This is a genomic window from Streptomyces sp. Z423-1 (assembly GCF_013009255.1).
Lineage (GTDB): Bacteria > Actinomycetota > Actinomycetes > Streptomycetales > Streptomycetaceae > Streptomyces > Streptomyces gossypiisoli.
In genome coordinates this window covers 6,273,987-6,290,669 of record NZ_CP053109.1, presented here as the reverse complement: position 1 = coordinate 6,290,669, position 16,683 = coordinate 6,273,987, and the positions used below count along the sequence as shown (strand labels likewise).

The following is a 16,683-nucleotide window of genomic DNA, read 5'->3' as shown; positions in this document are numbered from 1 at the left end:
ACCGCCGGATGCCCGTCGCCCTGGGCGCGTGCCTGCTCTCCTTCGCGGCGTTCTGGATCGCCCAGCGGGCCGCGCACGTCTCGATGATCGACCTGCTGGTGTACCGGGCCGAGGGCGCCACCGTACGTGCGGGCGGCGACCTGTACGCCCTGCGCGCCACCGCCGCCCAACTGCCCGCGACCTACCCGCCCTTCGCCGCGCTGCTGTTCACCCCCCTCACGCTCCTCGACACGGGATCCCTGCGCACGCTGGCCACGGCCGGGAACCTCGCGCTCCTGGTGGTGTTCGTGCGGCTCTCCCTGCGGATCGTCGGGCACGCGCGCGTGGAGACCGCCTGGTGGGCCTCGGCGGTGGTCGTGTGGTGCGAGCCGGTGTGGACGACCCTGCGCTACGGCCAGGTCAACCTGCTGCTCGCCGTGCTCGTCCTGTGGGACCTCTCCCGGCGTCCGGGCGACCGCTGGGCGGGCGTGGGCATCGGCCTCGCGGCCGCCGTGAAACTGACCCCCGCGCTGTTCGCCGTCTTCCTGCTCGCCACCGGCGTCGTGGCGTACCGAAGGCACCGCAAGGGCCCTTGGCTGCGGCACGCGCGCGTGGCGGCCGGCAGCTTCGTCTGGGCGACGCTGCTCGCGGCGGCCGTCCTGCCGTACGACTCCTGGCGGTTCTGGACCGACGTGGTGTTCCGGACGGACCGCGCCGGGCACGCCGAGGAGACCGCCAACCAGGCGCTGCGCGGCGTCCTGGCCCGCCTGCTGCACACCCCCGACCCGGGCGCCCTCTGGACCGCCGTGGCGGCCCTGGTGACCGCCGTGGGGCTGGCGGTGGCGGTGCGGGCGGAGTTGCGCGGGGAGCGGGCCTGGGCGGTGGTCTGCTGCGCGGTCACGGCACTGCTCGTCAGCCCGGTGTCCTGGTCGCACCACTGGGTGTGGTGCGTGCCGCTCGTCCTGCTCCTGGCGGCGCGCGCCCGTCGCGCGGCCGCCGCCGGCACGCTCCTGGTGTTCTGCTCGTACGCCCTGTGGTGGGTGCCGCACGCCCCCGGCAGGCCCGAACTGCACCAGAACCCGATCGAGTTCGCGCTGTCGGGCCTCTACGCGGCCACCGGCTGCCTCGTCCTGGCGCTCGCCGCGGCCTCCGCGCGGGGGCGTCAGGCGGTCACGAACGAATAGAACCGCTTGAGCGTGCAGTGCTCTTCCAGGAGCCGGCCGTAGATCGGCTCACCCTCCAGCTCACGGTATGTCTCGATCGGGTCGCCCTTTATGATCAGCGCCCGTGCGCATTCCTCGCACCAGTACTGGTAGTCGGGGTTCACCGGTTCCATGTCGCGGACGATCGGCGTACCGCTGCCGCACCAGTCGCACTTCCGCCTGTGTGCACCCATCGATCAGCTCCAGCTGTGGCCGCAGGCCGTGCACACGTAGGAGATCCCGCCGTTGTCGCCGAGCACCTGGGCGACATGCGCGGAGCCGCAGGAAGGGCAGCTGAGCCGGGTGGTCGTGTCCCGTATCAACGCCGCTTCGCCAAGGAGGTGGCCGACCTCCCTGAGGATGCTCGCAGGCATCGCTACTCCCTCCCGTCGGGCCGCGCCCCCTTCCGGCCGTTTGATTCTGCCACGACCGGACCAATACGGTCAGCGACGCCTCGGTACCAGTCCGGACACGGCAGGCCTGGGCGTCTCCACAGAGGTATACGCCTGTCGGGCCACGAGTGCTCAAACGCGTGACGACGAAAAATCCCGCCCCCCTGAAGGGGACGGGATTCGTCCGTGGAGCTAAGGAGAATTGAACTCCTGACCTCCTGCATGCCATGCAGGCGCTCTACCAACTGAGCTATAGCCCCTGGTGCCACGCGGCGGGGCCGCATGGTGTTTCGCCCCGCTCGGCGGGGCGAACAAGAAGAACTTTAGCCTGCGACCTGCCGGAAAGTGAAATCCGGGGTACGGCCCCCGGGGCGGGTCTCAGTCGTCGTCGCCGAGCACCGGCTCCGGCAGGGTGCCGGCGTTGTGCTCCAGCAGCCGCCAGCCGCGGGCGCCCTCGCCGAGGACGGACCAGCAGCAGTTGGAAAGGCCGCCGAGGCTCTCCCAATGGCGGGCCTCCAGGCCGAGGAGGCGACCAATGGTGGTGCGGATGGTGCCGCCGTGACTGACGACGACCAGGGTGCCCTCCTCTGGCAGCTTCTCGGCGTGCCGCAGCACGATCGGGGCGGCGCGGTCGGCGACCTCGGACTCCAGCTCGCCACCGCCACGGCGCACCGGCTCCCCGCGCTTCCACGCGGCGTACTCCTCGCCGTACCGGGTGATGATCTCCTCGTGCGTCAGGCCCTGCCAGACGCCCGCGTACGTCTCCCGCAGGCCTTCGTCGCGGTTGACCTCCAGGCCGGTGAGCGCGGCCAGCTCGGCGGCCGTGTTGGCGGCCCGCCTGAGGTCGGAGGAGATGATCGCGTCGGGCTTGAGGGAGGCGAGCAGGCGGGCGGCGCGGCGGGCCTGGGCGACGCCGGTCTCGGTGAGCTCGACGTCCGTGGTGCCCTGGAAGCGACGCTCCACGTTCCAGGACGTCTGCCCGTGCCGCCACAGGATGACGCGGCGGCCGCGGCCCGCTTTGGCCGCGGTCACCTCACCGGTGGCGCTCACCGCCAGTCACCGCCCGTCTCGGCGGCCTCCTCGGCTGCCTGCAGCTTGGCGTGCTCCTCGGCCTTGCCGCGGGTGGCCTTGGCGTCGGCGGGCAGCTCGATCTCGGGGCAGTCCTTCCACAGCCGCTCCAGGGCGTAGAAGACCCGCTCCTCGCTGTGCTGCACGTGCACGACGATGTCGACGTAGTCGAGCAGGACCCAGCGGGCCTCGCGGTCGCCCTCGCGGCGCACCGGCTTGGCGCCGAACTCCTTCTGGAGCCGTTCCTCGATCTCGTCGACGATCGACTTGACCTGGCGGTCGTTGGGCGCGGACGCCAGCAGGAAGGCATCCGTGATCGACAGCACATCGCTCACGTCGTAGGCGATGACGTCGTGAGCGAGCTTGTCGGCGGCCGCCTGGGCCGCGGTGTTGATGAGCTCAAGAGAACGGTCGGTTGCGGTCACTACATGGCTTTCCGTCGGCGGTCACTTGTCTCCAAGGGTCTCACGGACCGCCGACGGCGCCCCACGCATTACCCGGCGGAGGCCGGCTCGTAGTCCTGGCCGAGGATCACGGAGACGTTGGCGTTGGCGGAGACCTCGCCCTTGGTGACCGCGCTCTCCGGCAGTCCCAGGGTCTTGGCGACCTCGGTGGCGTTCTCCTTGTCGGCGGCGTCCGCGTAGGTGACCTCGGACGCGGACCGGGGGCTGCTCGTGCCGCCCCCCAGGAAGGTGAACCCGCCGTTGAGGAGCACCACGCGTGCCTTCTCCGTGTTGTCCTTCACACCGCTGGCGTTCTGCACCGAGACCCGGACGGCCGCGCCCTGGTCGGGGCTCTTCGCGGTACCGCCGAGGACGTCCTTGACCACGCCGGCGCTCGCCTCGGCGCTGAGGGTGCCGTCGTCCTGGACGGGCAGCATGGCGGTCTTGTAGTCGCCGCTCTTGGCGAGGTCGGACAGCTTGGCGAGGAAGGTGCCGAGGTCCTTGTCGGTGAGCGACGGGTCGAGGATCTGCGCCAGCGTCTGCACGGTGGTGGCGGCGGCCTGCGCGTCGGACGACATCTTGCGCAGCACGCCCTGCATGACCTGCCCGAACCGCTCCAGCTGGGCGTTCTGGGCCTCTCCGGAGGCGCGGTACGTGGCGTAGGCGACCGCCATCTTGCCGCTGAGGGTCTGGCTCTTGCCCTTGTTGACCAGCGGCGCCTCGCCCTTCTTCTTGGTGTCCGGGTCGGGGACGTCGGCGTTGGTGTCGATCTCGATGTTGCCGACGAGGTCGACGAGGTTCTGCAGGTAGGGGGTGTCCAGGCGCCAGGTGCCCTGGATGGATGTGCCGAGGACGGTGTCCAGGGCCTCGCGGGTGCCGGAGGAGCCGTCGTCCTCGACCGACTTGGCCAGCGTCGTCGTACCGTCGTCGCCGGACATCGCGAGCGAGTTGGGCAGCAGGACGGTGGTGCCCTGCTTGGTGGTGGTGTTGTCGACGAGCAGCGCCGTGGAGGTGCCGCCCTTCTTGGTGTCGTGCAGGTGTACGACGATCACCTCCCGCTTCTGCGCGGCCGTGGACGTCGTACCGCCCTTGGTGTCCTCGGAGGAGGACAGACCCGGCAGTTTCCCGGCGTACCAGAGGTAACCCACCCCGCCGGCCGCGACCAGCGCCAGCACCACGACCAGGGCCATCAGGCGGCTGCGGGCGCGGCGCTTGGCCTCCTCGCGGCGCTCGGTGCGGTTCTCGGTGAACTTCAGCCAGTCGATCACGTCCTCGGAGTCCTGGTCGGGCTCCTCGACGAAGGCGAACTGTTCCGTCCGGTAGTCGCGGTCCTGGCGGCCGTCCCCGGCGTCGGGGGCCTGCCGTACGGGCTCCTGGCGCTGCTCGTGCTCGGCCGGGCGCGGCTGCTGCGGGATGTACGCGGTCTGCTCGGCGACACGCGGCTGCTGCCCGCTGGTGGCGGTCTGCCCGTAGGGGTCGTAGGCGTCGTACGAGGTCACCGGTGGCTGCTGACCGGTCCCGTAGGGGTCGTACGGGGGCACCGGCTGCTGCTGGCCGGTGGCGTACGGGTCGTACCCGTAGCCCTGCTGCTGCGCGTAGGGGTCGTACGGCTGCTGGGCCGGGATCTGCCGGTACACCGGCCGGCCGTACTCGTCGTAGCCGACGAGTTCGTACTGGTCGGCGCCGTATCCTGCGGCCTCCGCGTCGTATCGGTCGTTCACCGGTGCCCCTCTCGGCTCACTCGCCGCGGTACAGCTGTCGCTTGGCGATGTAGCGCACGACTCCGTCCGGCACCAGATACCAGACCGGGTCGCCCTTGGCGACTCTCGCACGGCAGTCCGTGGAGGAGATGGCGAGGGCGGGAACCTCGACCAGCGAGACACCGCCCTTCGGAAGCCCGGCGTCGCTGAGGTGGTGGCCGGGCCGGGTGACCCCGATGAAGTGCGCGAGGGAGAACAGTTCCTCGCTGTCCCGCCAGGTCAGGATCTGGGCGAGGGCGTCGGCGCCGGTGATGAAGAACAGGTCCGTGTCGGGGTTGAGGGCGCGCAGGTCACGCAGGGTGTCCACGGTGTAGGTGGGGCCGCCGCGGTCGATGTCGATACGGCTCACGGAGAACTGCGGGTTCTCGGCGGTCGCGATGACCGTCATCAGATACCGGTCCTCGGCCGGGGAGACCTGGCGGTGGGTCTTCTGCCACGGCTGCCCGGTCGGTACGAACACGACCTCGTCGAGGTGGAACTGCGCGGCGACCTCGCTGGCCGCCACCAGGTGCCCGTGATGGATCGGGTCGAACGTCCCGCCCATGACGCCGAGGCGGCGCTTGGCCGGCGTCGACGGGCCGGTAGGCATGTCCTGCTCTCCCATGCGTGCAGACCCTACCGGCCCGGCCTGTGGACCAGGACCTGCCCTAGCGGTCGCGGTTGAAGCGGGTGGTGATCCACAGCAGCAGCATCAGGGCGATGAACGCGCCACCGCCGGTGAGCAGGGGGCTGAGGCTCTCGTGGTTGCCGCCGTGCTCCTGGCCCTCGGCGGCGAGGGTGACCAACTGGGCGGCGCTGTGGAAGCTCATCTTCGGCAGGACCTATCGCGTGTGGGCGGGATAAAGACGTCGGCTCATCGTAAGCGGGCGCCTCGGCCGCGCTCACCCCGACTCCCGCCGTCGAGCAACCTTCCCGGGCCGTCAGTCGTCCTTCCGCCTGTAACCCCGAAGCAGGAACCAGGCGGTCAGCACACAACCCACCACCATCACGATCAGCACGACCCGCAGGAGATTCCCCGCCCCTTGCTGTTGAGCGGCGCTGAGCCAGTCGATCGCGGCGATGTGCTCCATGGCGCGGGACTCCTTCGTCGTACTGCCCGTCCACGGTATCTCCGCCTAGGCTGGGTCTTGCTTCGGGGGCGTACAAGAAAGCGCAAAGAGCACACCAGGGCACACCGACGCACATGGGGGACGACATGTCCGACGACGGCCACCAGCAGAGCGGGCACGAGAACGTGCCGAGCAGGCAGCGCAGGCGCTTCCCGGAGATCTCCTCGCGTGCGTACGAGCACCCGGCCGACCGCTCCGCCCTGGTCGCGCTGCGCAAGCTGAGCGGCTTCGACACGGTCTTCAAGGCCCTCAGCGGCCTGCTGCCCGAGCGCAGCCTGAGGCTGCTGTTCCTGTCCGACTCGGTGCGCGTCTCGGACCGGCAGTTCACCCACCTCAACGACATGCTGCGGGACGCCTGTTACATCCTGGACCTGGAGAAGGTCCCGCCGATGTACGTCAACCAGGACCCGCAGCCCAACGCGATGTGCGTCGGCCTGGACGAGCCGATCATCGTCGTGACCACGGGGCTCGTCGAGCTGCTCGACGAGGAGGAGATGCGGGCGGTGATCGGCCACGAGGTCGGCCACGCCCTGTCCGGCCACTCCGTGTACCGCACGATCCTGCTGTTCCTGACCAACCTGGCCCTGAGGGTCGCCTGGATACCGCTCGGCAATGTCGCGATCATGGCGATCGTGACCGCGCTGCGCGAGTGGTTCCGCAAGTCGGAGCTGTCCGCCGACCGCGCGGGCCTGCTGGTCGGGCAGGACCTCCAGGCCTCGATGCGCGGGCTGATGAAGATCGCCGGCGGCAACCATCTGCACGAGATGAACGTGGACGCGTTCCTGGAGCAGGCCGACGAGTACGAGGCCGGCGGCGATCTGCGCGACTCCGTGCTGAAGATCCTCAACGTGCTGCCCCGCTCCCACCCCTTCGCCACGATCCGCGCGGCCGAGCTGAAGAAGTGGGCGGCGTCGCGCGACTACCAGCGGATCATGGACGGCCACTACCCGCGGCGCGGCGAGGACAAGGAGACCTCGGTCACCGACTCCTTCCGCGAGTCGGCTTCGAGCTATGCGGGGCAGGTGCGCAGCAGCAAGGACCCGCTGATGAAGCTGGTGACGGACATAGCGGGTGGCGCGGGAGACCTGGGCAGCCGGGTGCGGCGGGGGTTCGGCAGCTTCGCGGGGGGTGGGGCGGGGTCCGCCGGTACGTCGGGGTCGGCAGGATCGGCAGGCTCGTCGCCCAAGGACCAGCCGCCGCGCGACGAGGACTGAAGCCGACCGGCGGGGGCCCGGCCCGCACACGACTTCGGCTGGGCGCTCACGCCTTCGGCTGGGCGTTGTCCGCCAGCGTCCCGCACAGTGCCGCCGTGCCCTGGGGTGCGTACGGGTCCGTGCCGGCGGGGCCGCCCGCCTTGGGGGTCTGACCGGCGAGCAGCGGGCGCAGCTGGTCGGTGGTGTCCTCGGCGCAGGACAGCGGTCCGGCCTGGAGGGACGAGGCGACCAGCTCGGCCTGGTGCAGCCGCAGGTCGTCGCGGTCGAAGCGGAAGTGCAGCTCGCGCCGGACGGTGAACAGGGACGCCTCGGCCGTCTCGTCGGCGCCGGCCGGTCGCAGCGCGTATACGAACGTGTGGTCGGTGGTGACCTCAAGAGTGGACGGGTCGGCCTCGGTGGGCTCCAGCGAGCCCTGCACCCGGATCGCGCGGTCGGCCAGCTCGACGCGGCTCGGGTCGAAGCGCACCAGCCAGCCGGTGGGGGCGTGCCGGCCGTCGGCGGTCGGCTGGTCGAAGCTCCGGTCGAACTGGTTGAGTTGCTGCGGGTCGAGCAGCACGCGCACCGGCCTGACCTGCCCGCCGGTGAGCACCTCGGGGTAGAGCGAGGAGCGGACGAGGTAGTCCTTGGCGGTGGTCAGGGCGGTGACGACCTGGGCGTCCGAGAAGTGCGGGGTGCGCCGGGCGGCCGGCAGCGGTATGCCCTCGGCGCCGATGCGGAACTGGGCGGCCGGGCTGCTGGCGTACAGCCGTTCGACGTCGGTGGCGCCAGGCACGTTGCCGTGCGGAGCGAGCGGGATGACGGTCATCCGCAGCGGTTCGACGGACCGGCCGGCCTGCGGGGTCTGGTACGGGTGCCGTACGCCCATGTAGATCGCGGTGCCGAAGGCGACGGCGATCAGCAGGACCAGGATCAGCGCCTGCCGGGGCAGGCCCCGGCGCATGGGCGGGCGGCGGCGTACGGCGGGCGCGTGGTCGGCCAGGCGCTCCTGCGCGGAGAACTCCTGGAGGCGGGCAGCGCGGACGAACGACTCGTCGAACACGACGGATCGGTATTCGTCGTCCGCACCGTTGGGGGCGCCGTCGGGTGTCCCCTCAGGTGGGTCTCCAGGCCCGCCCATATCTTCAGAGTAGGTCGCCGCAAGCTCCGGTAAACGCCCTGCTGCGCGACAACTTCTGACAGGTACTCACCAGGTTCGTGAGCCTCTGCCCGGGGGTGCGGAACCGGCCGTTCAAGGGGTGCGCGGGACCGCCGAGACGGCCGGCTGGGAGTAGTCGGCGGAGGCGGAGGGCGCCGCCGACGTACCGTGCTCCAGGCCGGTCGAGGCGGGCGGCGGGACCTGGTCCTGACGGCTGGACGAGGCGCCCCGGTAGACCGCGGCGAAGGCCAGCGCGACCATGCCGATGCCCATCACCAGGGCGAGCACCCAGGCGACCGGGCGGTGCCAGCGGACCTGTTTTCCGTACGGCCCCGGCCGGTCGCGGTCGTCGAGGACGTCGGAGTCGTCCAGGTCGTCGAGGTCCGGGTCGTGGCCGAAACCGCCCTGATCGTCGGGGCCGTATGCGTCGTCGTACCGCTCGCGCCTGCCGCGCGCCCGGCGGGCCTCCGCCTCGGAGGCCTCGGCTCTGGCCTGCGCGGCGGCCAGGAGGCGTTCGACGGCGGTCGGCTCGTGCACCACGGCCGCCCGTACGAAGGCCTCGTCGAAGACCACGGAGGCGAACTCTTCGTCCGACACCCCGCGGTCGTGGTCGTCGTCGGGCTCCCAGCCGTCAGGGAACGGCGTGCCCCCCACGTCCTCCGGCACCCGTCCAGAGTAGACCTGGGGGGTCAATTTGGGCAGACGGTATGGAAATTCATCCGCCTGCTCGCAACATCTCCCAGCGGCACGCGCCGGGGTCGTGCGCCTCAGCGCCGTACGTGCCCGTCCCCGGTGACGATGTACTTCGTGCTGGTCAGCTCGGGCAGCCCCATCGGGCCGCGGGCGTGCAGCTTCTGCGTGGAGATGCCGATCTCGGCGCCGAAGCCGAACTGGCCGCCGTCCGTGAAACGGGTCGAGGCGTTCACCGCGACCGTCGTGGAGTCCACCAGCTGGGTGAAGCGGCGGGCGGCCTGCTGGGAGGTCGTGACGATGGCCTCGGTGTGGCCGGAGGTCCACAGCCGGATGTGCTCGACGGCCTTGTCCAGCGAGTCCACCACCGCGGCGGCGATGTCGTACGACAGGTACTCCGTCTCCCAGTCCTCGGCGGTCGCCTCGACGACGGTCGCCTTGCTGTCCTTGGCGTACGCCATCACCCGCTCGTCGGCGTGCACGGTCACCCCGGCCTCCGCGAGGGCGTCCAGGGCGCGCGGCAGGAACCGGGCGGCGATGTCCTGGTGGACCAGCAGCGTCTCGGCGGCGTTGCAGACGCTGACCCGCTGGGCCTTGGAGTTGATCAGGATCTCGATCGCCGTGTCGAGGTCGGCGTGGGCGTCGACGTAGACATGGCAGTTGCCGGTGCCGGTCTCGATCACCGGGACCGTGGACTCCTGCACCACCGTCCGGATCAGCGAGGCCCCGCCGCGCGGAATCAGTACGTCGACCAGGCCCCGGGCGCGCATCAGCTCGCGCACGCTCTCGCGGCTCTCGCCGGGCACCAGCTGCACGGCGTCGGCGGGCAGCCCGGCGCCGCCGACGGCGTCGCGGATCACCCGGACGAGGGCGGTGTTCGACTCGTACGCGGAGGCCGAGCCGCGCAGCAGCACGGCGTTGCCGGACTTCAGGCAGAGCGCGGCGGCGTCGACGGTGACGTTCGGGCGGGCCTCGTAGATGATTCCGACGACGCCCAGCGGGACGCGGACCTGGCGCAGGTCGATGCCGTTGGGCAGGGTCGAGCCGCGCACGACCTCGCCGACCGGGTCGGGCAGCGCGACGACGTCACGCACGTCGGAGGCGATGGCCCGGACCCGCTCCGGGGTGAGGGTCAGCCGGTCGACGATGGCCTCGCTGGTGCCGGCCTCCCGCGCCCTGGCCACATCCTTGGCGTTGGCCTCGACGATTTCGCTCGCACGGACCTCCAGCGCGTCCGCGATGGCGAGCAGCGCGTCGTCCTTCACGGCCCGGGGCAGCGGCGCGAGGTCGGCGGCGGCGGCCTTGGCGCGGTAGGCGGCGCGGGTGACCGGGGTCATGGAGTCGTACGGCGAAAGCGTGGTCATGAGGGAAGGGTAGTGCGCCGCACGGGCCGGTCCGTCGGGCATCCCAAACCCCGAGACAAGCGCGCAAGGCCCTCAAAAGGGGTGGACGCCCACGGGGGACGCCGGCGGTGGGCCGTAGCCCTCGGAGATGCGCTGGTGGTAGGTGGCCCGGTCGATGACCTCCAGGCCGACGATCTCCCAGGGCGGGAGTCCGGCACTCTGCCGGTGCTCGCCCCACAGCCGCAGCGCGACGGCGGCCGCGTCGTGCAGGTCGCGGGCCTCCTCCCAGTACCGGATCTCCGCGTGGTCGTCGGCGTATCTGCTGGTCAGCAGGAAGGGGTGGTCGTGGGCGAGCTGTTCCAGGGCGCGCCGGACCTCCTTCAGCGGGGCCGCCTCGCCGGAGACGCTGAGGGTGATGTGCCACAGCCGGGGCAGGTCCTCGGGCTCCTCGCCCGTGTAGCGGTCACCGGCGGCGACGCTCGTGAGGGCGCGCTCGGTACCTGCCGCGCGGGACGCTGCCCCAGGGCGCACTCGTCTCACGGCGGCCTCCTTCATGCAGTGCCAGTGCGTGCCTCTGCACAAAGTTGAGCAGGCCCCCGGGGGATCGCGGGGCGGTTTTGCGGAACGTCCACCTCAGGGCGGGGGCTTTTGCGGGGCGTTCCCCCCGTTTTCGGCCGCCCGCCGGGTTCTCTCAGTGGTGCAGGATCACCAGATCGTCCCGGTGGACGACCTCGCGCTCGTACGCCGGGCCCAGATCCCGCGCCAGCTCCCGGGTGGAGCGGCCGATCAGCTGCGGGATCTCCTTGGCGTCGAAGTTGACCAGCCCGCGCGCCACGGCGTGCCCGCTGCCGTCGCGCAGTTCGACCGGGTCGCCCGCGCTGAACTCGCCCTCGACGGCGGCGATCCCGGCCGGCAGCAGCGACGTGCGGCGCTCCACGACCGCGCGCACGGCACCGTCGTCCAGCGTCAGCGCCCCCTGCGGCGCGGAGGCGTGCTGGAGCCACAGCAGCCGGTCGGCGGAGCGCTTGCCGGTGGCGTGGAAGTACGTGCCGGTGTCCTGGCCGGCGAGCGCGTCGGCGGCGTGGATCGCGCTGGTGAGGACGACGGGGATGCCCGCGGCGGCGGCGATCCGGGCGGCCTCGACCTTGGTGACCATGCCGCCGGTGCCGACGCCCGCCTTCCCGGCGCTGCCGATCTCGACACCGGAGAGATCCGCGGGCCCGCGCACCTCGGTGATCCGCGAGGTGCCGGGCCTGCTGGGGTCGCCGTCGTACACGCCGTCCACGTCGGAGAGCAGGACCAGCAGGTCGGCGCGGACGAGGTGGGCGACGAGCGCGGCGAGCCGGTCGTTGTCGCCGAAGCGGATCTCGTCGGTGGCGACGGTGTCGTTCTCGTTGACGACCGGGAGGGCGCCCATGGCCAGGAGCTTGTCCAGGGTGCGGGAGGCGTTGCGGTGGTGGGCGCGGCGGCTCATGTCGTCGGAGGTGAGCAGCACCTGGCCGACGCGGACGCCGTAGCGGGCGAAGGAGGCGGTGTAGCGGGCGACCAGCAGGCCCTGGCCGACGCTGGCGGCGGCCTGCTGGCGGGCGAGGTCCTTGGGGCGGCGGCGCAGGCCCAGCGGGGCGAGTCCGGCGGCGATGGCGCCCGAGGAGACCAGCACGATCTCCTTCTCTCCCCCGCCCGCCCGTCTCCCACCACCACCCTCAACCGAGGCCCTTCGGGCCGCCTCCATCTTTCGGGACTTGGCGAGTACGTCGACGAGCGCGTCCACCCGGTCCGCGTCCAGCCCGCCGGAGGCGGTGGTCAGCGACGAGGAACCCACCTTGACGACGATCCTGCGGGCCTCGCGCACGGCCTGCCTTGCCCCTGCCATCTTGCTGTCCACGTGCCGAATCTACGCGACGGGGGAGGGTCACCGCGCAGTCGTTCCAGTACGCGGACGAGCGGCGGAGCAGGTCCGGTACAGCGGGGTGGGCCGCACCGCTCCTCTGAACGGAAGCCGAGGACGACGGAAACGGCTTGCGTCCACGACGTAAACAAATGATCAGAACATGCGCACGCTGCATGCGCAACTGATCACTCGGGAGCATTCCGGCGAATGCGGCCATACCGACCGGTGTGGGTTTTCTCATGAGCTCCGTACACGCCTGACGACTGGTCAACTTCTCCTGGTCGTACATAGGTTCACGCAGGCATCGGGCGGATGCGTGCACCCCTGCTGACCGTTCGCACGCGCCCCGGATGCACCACGTTCGACCACAAGGGGGGATTCCTTGGACACCACGTACTGGAGCAGACGTCGCGTCCTCACCGCCGTCGGGGCGGCCACGGCGGCGACCGCGATCCCTCTCTCGGCGCCCTCCCGCGCCCTGGCCGCCACCGCGGCCACGACCACGGCCGGAACGGATCTGCCCAGGCTCCCCGAACTTCCCGACACCGCTCGGGCGAAGGCCGTCACCGCCTGGAAGATCGGCGGACGCACCGTCAAGAGAGTGGCCGCGCAGGCGCTGACCGGCACCGGCACCGACATCGACAGCTTCCTGTCCGGGGGACTGGCGCAGGCCACCGCCGAGGACAACCGCCTCGCCCTGCTCAAGGCACTGCCCGCCAGCGGCAAGGGCACGGCCCGCGACGCCTCCGCCGCGCTCGACGGCGGCGACGAGGCCATCGCCGACTTCCTGGCCGGTGGATACCGGACCGCCGAGCTGGAGGACCTCCGCGTCACCACCCTGGCCATCATGAACAGCGGTGGCAGGGCGATCCGGCGGGAGGCGCAGAAGGCGCTCACCGACGGCACCAGCGACGCCCTGTCGCTGTTCCTGCTGGACACCCAGGTCACCGCGCGCCAGGAGGACGAGCGGGCAGAGGTCTTCCGCATCCTCGCCACCGCCTCCCCCGAGGTGGAGAAGTACGCCGTGCGCGCCCTGGACGACGGTTCGCCGTCCGCGATCAGCTGGTTCCTGAACACCGGTCAGCACATCGCGCGGGCGCGGGACCACGAGAGCGCCACCATCGACCAGTTGGTGGCGATCGTGGAACGCGAGGGCAAGCGGGCCCAGCTGACCTCCGACCGCGCCGTCGCCGCCTCGGACAAGGCGCAGGAAGCAGCCGAGAAGGCGAAGGAAGCGGCAGAGAAGGCCGCCGCCGAGGCGGACGCGGCCCGCGACGACGTCGCCAAGTCCGGCGCGGCCGCCCGCAAGGCCGCCTCCGCCGCCCAGGGCGCCGCCTCCGCCGCCCGCACCGCCATCCAGGCCTCCTCCGCCGCGCACAACGCCGCTCGCCGCGCGGCGCTGGCCGCCACCGCCGCCGCCCAGGCCGCGGCGACCGCCGGACGAGCCGCCTCCGCCGCCTACTCGGCCGCCATCGCGGCAGCCAATGACGCCACCAAGGCCCAGGCCGCACGGAGCGCCGCGGAGGGCGCGCGCAACGCGGCCGCCAAGGCCCGGACGGCGGCCGCGGCGGCCGACGCGGCGGCGACCGCCTCCAGCCAGGCGGCAGCGGCCGGATCCGCCGCGGCGGGCGCGGCGCGCAACGCGGCCGCCGCGGCCAACTCCGCCGCCGTGGCCGCCCAGGCGGCGGGTGCCGCCCAGTCGGAGGCGGCCCGCGCCAAGGCCGCCGCCGCCGAGGCCGACGCGCAGGCGGCCCGCGCCACCAAGGCCGCGAACACCGCTCAGTCCCTGGCCAACACCGCCGCGCAGGCGGCGCGTTCCGCACGGGACGCGGCCAACTCCGCCGCCACGCACGCCGACAACGCGGCGAGGGCGGCCGACGAGGCCGCGGACGCCGCCGGACAGGCGGCCGACTACGCCAAGAAGGCCACCGCTTGGGCCGCCGAGTCGGTGCAGGCCGCCGAAGCGGCGGCGACGGCGGTCGAGGACGCCCAGGCCGTGGAGCAGGCGGCCCGCGACTCCGAGGCCCGGAAGCTGGCGGAGGAAACCGAGCAGTCACTCGCCGAGGCCCGGGAGCTGGCGCAGGCGGAGGCGGCGGACCGGCAGGCGGCCCGCACGGCAGCCACCCAGGCCGACGCCCTGGACGCCGCGACCAAGGACCTCATCGCCACGGCCGAGGCCGCGTACTCCTCCGGCGACACCGCCCAGGCCGTCACCGTCGGCCGCCGGGCCGCGATGAACCTGATCTCCACGACCATCGGCACCTGGAGCCGGAGCGCCGCCGAGTACGCCCTCGCCGGAGTCGACGAGGACGTGCTGGCCTGGGTCTCCACCGACCGGCAGATCGCGCAGACCCAGGACGACCGGGAAACCGTCCTCGCCCTGGCGAAGGTGTCCACCGAAGCCGTCGCCGACGCCGCCGGCACGGCGTTGGCCGCGGACGGCGCGAAGGCCGTGGGCGACTTCCTGACCACCGGCGTCCTGGAAGCCGCGGCGGCGGACAACCGGGTCGCCATCCTCCGCATCCTCGACGACAACCCCGGCAGCGCCGTCAGGGCCGCGGCACAGGCCGCCCTGGACGACGGCTCGGCCAAGGCCCTGCACGGCTTCTTCCTCGGCTACGCCGACAAGGTCGTCGAGGACGACCAGGTCGCCGTCCTGTCCATCCTCGACACCGCCGGTCCGTACACCAAGGCGGCCGCACAGGTGGCGCTGGAGGGGCCGTCGTGGCTGCGCCGTGACTTCGTCACCACCGTGCACCACCGCGCCGCGCAGCTCGACTACGACTGGAGCTCGCACGTCGCCGCCGTCCGCGCGTCCATCGCCCACGCGGCGAAGATCGCCCAGGAGGCGCAGAAGGACGCCTACGAGGCGTCCAAGGCCGCGGCCGAGGCACGCCAGGCGGCCGCCGAGGCGGCGCAGTGGGCGGACAAGGCCCAGGCCTCCGCCGACAGGGCCGCCGACTACGCCACGGAAGCCGACGCGAACGCGGACGCCGCCGAACGGTCCGCGCAGGACGCACAGGCGTCCGCGAACAAGGCGAAGACCGCGGCCGCCGCCGCGCGCGGCGCCGCACGGCGGGCGAACTACTCCGCCAACCAGGCCGTGGCCTCCGCCGCTGCCGCCGTGCAGTCGGCCGGCCAGGCGCAGGCGTCGGCGAACGCCGCACGCCAGTCCGCCTACGAGGCCGGGCAGGACGCGGCAGCCGCCGCACAGGCCGCCTCCGAGGCCCGCAGGACCGCCGCCGCCAAGCGGCAGGAGGAACTGGCCGCGGCCGCGCGCGCGGCCGCACAGGCGGCGAAGGAGAACCAGCAGAACGGGGTCGACCCGTCCGACACCAGCGACAACGACAAAGTCGACAACCCCGAGGGCTGGGGCAGCAAGGACGACTGGCGCGACGTCGCGCAGGCACTCAACGCGATCAGCGCCGTCTCCGGAACCGTCGCCGCGTTCAGCCTGCTCGTTCCGCCGCCCGCCGGTCAGGCCATCGCCGGAGTGGCGGGCACCATCTCGTGGGTGACGGGCATCGGTTCGGCCGTCATCACCGGGTTCACCGACGGATGGACGTCCGACGCGTTCTTCGGCTCCGTCGCCGGGCTCGCGGTCGGCGCTCTCACGGGCGGCTTCGCGCTCGGCAAGATCAAGCTCCCGGGCGTGTCCCAGGCCATCGAGTGGGGCGCCCAGGGCCTGAAGAGCGGCACCGTGATCGCCTCGCGGATCGGGCACGAAATGGTGGGTCCCGCGGTCACTTTCGCGACCACGTCGTGGGACAAGGCCGGTGACGTCGCATCCGGCATCGGAGGCGCCATCTCCGACGGGTGGGACTCCCTCTTCTAGACGCCGCACTCGGGGTCGGAACCGGATATGAAAGAATGACGAGGTTCCGACCGGGAGGCCCTGTATGTTTCTGTCACTGTCCACAGGTGCCTGGATTCTGATTGCGATTGGTGCCACCCTGGTCAATCTCGCCGCCATGCAGTGGATCATCCAGATACCCAAGTACCGCAAAAAGATGTTCTGGCTTCCGGTCATCGGCATCGCCGGTGTCGGAACGCGCGGCCTCGCCGAAAGCCAGATCCCGGCCGCCGCTCTCTTCCTCTACGCGGCGACCATGCTCATGTTCCCGGTCATGCTGGCCCCCGTCCGGGGCCGCATCACGCGCGACTACTACCGGTGGGTCGAGGATCCGGGGACAAAGAGCAGCCGGGTCGTGACCGTCTGGATCTGCAGCTCCATGACGGTCATGCTGGTGGTGATCGGTGCCGTCTGGGCGGTGGGCGTAAAGAACGGCGGCTGATCGGCACTCTTTTTCATCGCGTGACACAATCATTCCGGCTTTGATAAAAAGGAAACAAGGCCTGGGGGGGCAGTTTTATGGCCATGCGCATTTCTGAGAATTCTCATTCCATGCCGACTGCTGCCGTCCCCGGCGTTCATGGAATCGACTCATAGGAGTTCA

The 16,683-nt window shown here is 71.7% G+C and carries 17 protein-coding genes and 1 tRNA gene; 4 read left to right on the top strand and 14 right to left on the bottom strand.

The annotated features are described in order from the left end of the window. Positions 1 to 8: 8 nt before the first annotated feature. Entirely contained in the window at positions 9 to 1,163 is a 1,155-nt protein-coding gene (locus HJD23_RS28240) for a glycosyltransferase 87 family protein (protein WP_171118574.1), read from the top strand. On the opposite strand, the gene HJD23_RS28235 is transcribed toward HJD23_RS28240, so the two are convergent. The 9 genes from HJD23_RS28235 to HJD23_RS28195 form a co-directional block, all read right to left on the bottom strand. Next, positions 1,142 to 1,375 (bottom strand): hypothetical protein, encoded by a 234-nt coding sequence (locus HJD23_RS28235; protein ID WP_003976229.1) that lies wholly within the window; start codon positions 1,373 to 1,375, stop codon positions 1,142 to 1,144. The two genes, HJD23_RS28240 and HJD23_RS28235, sit on opposite strands and share 22 nt — an antisense overlap. A 3-nt stretch (positions 1,376 to 1,378) precedes the next feature. Next, positions 1,379 to 1,555 carry a hypothetical protein gene (locus tag HJD23_RS28230; RefSeq protein ID WP_141310671.1) on the bottom strand — a complete coding sequence of 59 codons (177 nt, stop codon included), beginning with the start codon at positions 1,553 to 1,555 and terminating at the stop codon, positions 1,379 to 1,381. A gap of 205 nt (positions 1,556 to 1,760) precedes the next feature. Then, positions 1,761 to 1,833, bottom strand: a tRNA-Ala gene (locus tag HJD23_RS28225). Between the two features lie 118 nt (positions 1,834 to 1,951). Further along, entirely contained in the window at positions 1,952 to 2,629 is a 678-nt protein-coding gene (locus HJD23_RS28220; protein ID WP_171118576.1) for a histidine phosphatase family protein, read from the bottom strand. Further along, on the bottom strand, positions 2,620 to 3,066 hold the full coding sequence (gene rsfS, locus HJD23_RS28215; protein WP_171112407.1) for a ribosome silencing factor: 447 nt from the start codon (positions 3,064 to 3,066) through the stop codon (positions 2,620 to 2,622). The genes HJD23_RS28220 and rsfS overlap by 10 nt, the downstream gene beginning before the upstream one ends. Positions 3,067 to 3,134: 68 nt before the next feature. Then, the gene (locus HJD23_RS28210) at positions 3,135 to 4,805 is read right to left on the bottom strand and encodes an LCP family protein (RefSeq protein WP_171112409.1); all 1,671 of its coding nucleotides are present in this window, start codon (positions 4,803 to 4,805) and stop codon (positions 3,135 to 3,137) included. Positions 4,806 to 4,821: 16 nt separating this feature from the next. Continuing rightward, the gene (gene nadD / locus HJD23_RS28205) at positions 4,822 to 5,448 is read right to left on the bottom strand and encodes a nicotinate-nucleotide adenylyltransferase (RefSeq protein ID WP_171112411.1); all 627 of its coding nucleotides are present in this window, start codon (positions 5,446 to 5,448) and stop codon (positions 4,822 to 4,824) included. A 43-nt stretch (positions 5,449 to 5,491) separates the two neighbouring features. Next, entirely contained in the window at positions 5,492 to 5,653 is a 162-nt protein-coding gene (locus tag HJD23_RS28200; RefSeq protein WP_171112413.1) for a hypothetical protein, read from the bottom strand. A 111-nt stretch (positions 5,654 to 5,764) separates the two neighbouring features. Beyond that, a complete protein-coding gene (locus HJD23_RS28195; RefSeq protein ID WP_167529619.1) occupies positions 5,765 to 5,914 on the bottom strand; it encodes a hypothetical protein in 150 nt (49 codons plus the stop codon). A gap of 125 nt (positions 5,915 to 6,039) precedes the next feature. On the opposite strand from HJD23_RS28195, the gene HJD23_RS28190 reads away from it, so the two are divergent. Next, positions 6,040 to 7,167 (top strand): M48 family metallopeptidase, encoded by a 1,128-nt coding sequence (locus HJD23_RS28190; RefSeq protein ID WP_171118578.1) that lies wholly within the window; start codon positions 6,040 to 6,042, stop codon positions 7,165 to 7,167. A 46-nt stretch (positions 7,168 to 7,213) separates the two neighbouring features. On the opposite strand, the gene HJD23_RS28185 is transcribed toward HJD23_RS28190, so the two are convergent. From HJD23_RS28185 to proB, 5 genes are all read right to left on the bottom strand, one after another. After that, on the bottom strand, positions 7,214 to 8,284 hold the full coding sequence (locus HJD23_RS28185; protein ID WP_171112415.1) for a hypothetical protein: 1,071 nt from the start codon (positions 8,282 to 8,284) through the stop codon (positions 7,214 to 7,216). Between the two features lie 111 nt (positions 8,285 to 8,395). After that, positions 8,396 to 8,995: a hypothetical protein gene (locus HJD23_RS28180; RefSeq protein WP_171112416.1), complete on the bottom strand. Its 600-nt coding sequence runs from the start codon at positions 8,993 to 8,995 to the stop codon at positions 8,396 to 8,398. Between the two features lie 74 nt (positions 8,996 to 9,069). After that, positions 9,070 to 10,356 (bottom strand): glutamate-5-semialdehyde dehydrogenase, encoded by a 1,287-nt coding sequence (locus HJD23_RS28175; protein WP_171112418.1) that lies wholly within the window; start codon positions 10,354 to 10,356, stop codon positions 9,070 to 9,072. A 72-nt stretch (positions 10,357 to 10,428) separates the two neighbouring features. Further along, complete coding sequence (locus HJD23_RS28170; RefSeq protein WP_171112420.1) at positions 10,429 to 10,890, bottom strand: hypothetical protein; 462 nt, start codon at positions 10,888 to 10,890, stop codon at positions 10,429 to 10,431. A 136-nt stretch (positions 10,891 to 11,026) separates the two neighbouring features. Beyond that, the gene (gene proB, locus HJD23_RS28165) at positions 11,027 to 12,187 is read right to left on the bottom strand and encodes a glutamate 5-kinase (protein ID WP_171118580.1); all 1,161 of its coding nucleotides are present in this window, start codon (positions 12,185 to 12,187) and stop codon (positions 11,027 to 11,029) included. Between the two features lie 421 nt (positions 12,188 to 12,608). Between proB and HJD23_RS28160 the strand changes: the two genes are divergently transcribed. Together HJD23_RS28160 and HJD23_RS28155 are read left to right on the top strand one after the other, a co-directional pair. Then, positions 12,609 to 16,061 (top strand): ALF repeat-containing protein, encoded by a 3,453-nt coding sequence (locus HJD23_RS28160; protein WP_171134086.1) that lies wholly within the window; start codon positions 12,609 to 12,611, stop codon positions 16,059 to 16,061. 64 nt (positions 16,062 to 16,125) lie between these two features. Continuing rightward, positions 16,126 to 16,521 (top strand): hypothetical protein, encoded by a 396-nt coding sequence (locus HJD23_RS28155; protein ID WP_171107445.1) that lies wholly within the window; start codon positions 16,126 to 16,128, stop codon positions 16,519 to 16,521. Positions 16,522 to 16,683 lie beyond the last annotated feature (162 nt).

Bases quoted from the DNA above. Each gene is read 5' to 3' on its own strand.
- HJD23_RS28195 (WP_167529619.1), bottom strand. From the start codon at position 5,914: ATGGAGCACATCGCCGCGATCGACTGGCTCAGCGCCGCTCAACAGCAA.
- HJD23_RS28190 (WP_171118578.1), top strand. From the start codon at position 6,040: ATGTCCGACGACGGCCACCAGCAGAGCGGGCACGAGAACGTGCCGAGC.
- HJD23_RS28230 (WP_141310671.1), bottom strand. From the start codon at position 1,555: ATGCCTGCGAGCATCCTCAGGGAGGTCGGCCACCTCCTTGGCGAAGCG.
- nadD (WP_171112411.1), bottom strand. From the start codon at position 5,448: ATGGGAGAGCAGGACATGCCTACCGGCCCGTCGACGCCGGCCAAGCGC.
- HJD23_RS28200 (WP_171112413.1), bottom strand. From the start codon at position 5,653: ATGAGCTTCCACAGCGCCGCCCAGTTGGTCACCCTCGCCGCCGAGGGC.
- HJD23_RS28175 (WP_171112418.1), bottom strand. From the start codon at position 10,356: ATGACCACGCTTTCGCCGTACGACTCCATGACCCCGGTCACCCGCGCC.
- HJD23_RS28240 (WP_171118574.1), top strand. From the start codon at position 9: ATGCCCGTCGCCCTGGGCGCGTGCCTGCTCTCCTTCGCGGCGTTCTGG.
- HJD23_RS28170 (WP_171112420.1), bottom strand. From the start codon at position 10,890: ATGAAGGAGGCCGCCGTGAGACGAGTGCGCCCTGGGGCAGCGTCCCGC.
- HJD23_RS28235 (WP_003976229.1), bottom strand. From the start codon at position 1,375: ATGGGTGCACACAGGCGGAAGTGCGACTGGTGCGGCAGCGGTACGCCG.
- HJD23_RS28185 (WP_171112415.1), bottom strand. From the start codon at position 8,284: ATGGGCGGGCCTGGAGACCCACCTGAGGGGACACCCGACGGCGCCCCC.
- HJD23_RS28155 (WP_171107445.1), top strand. From the start codon at position 16,126: ATGTTTCTGTCACTGTCCACAGGTGCCTGGATTCTGATTGCGATTGGT.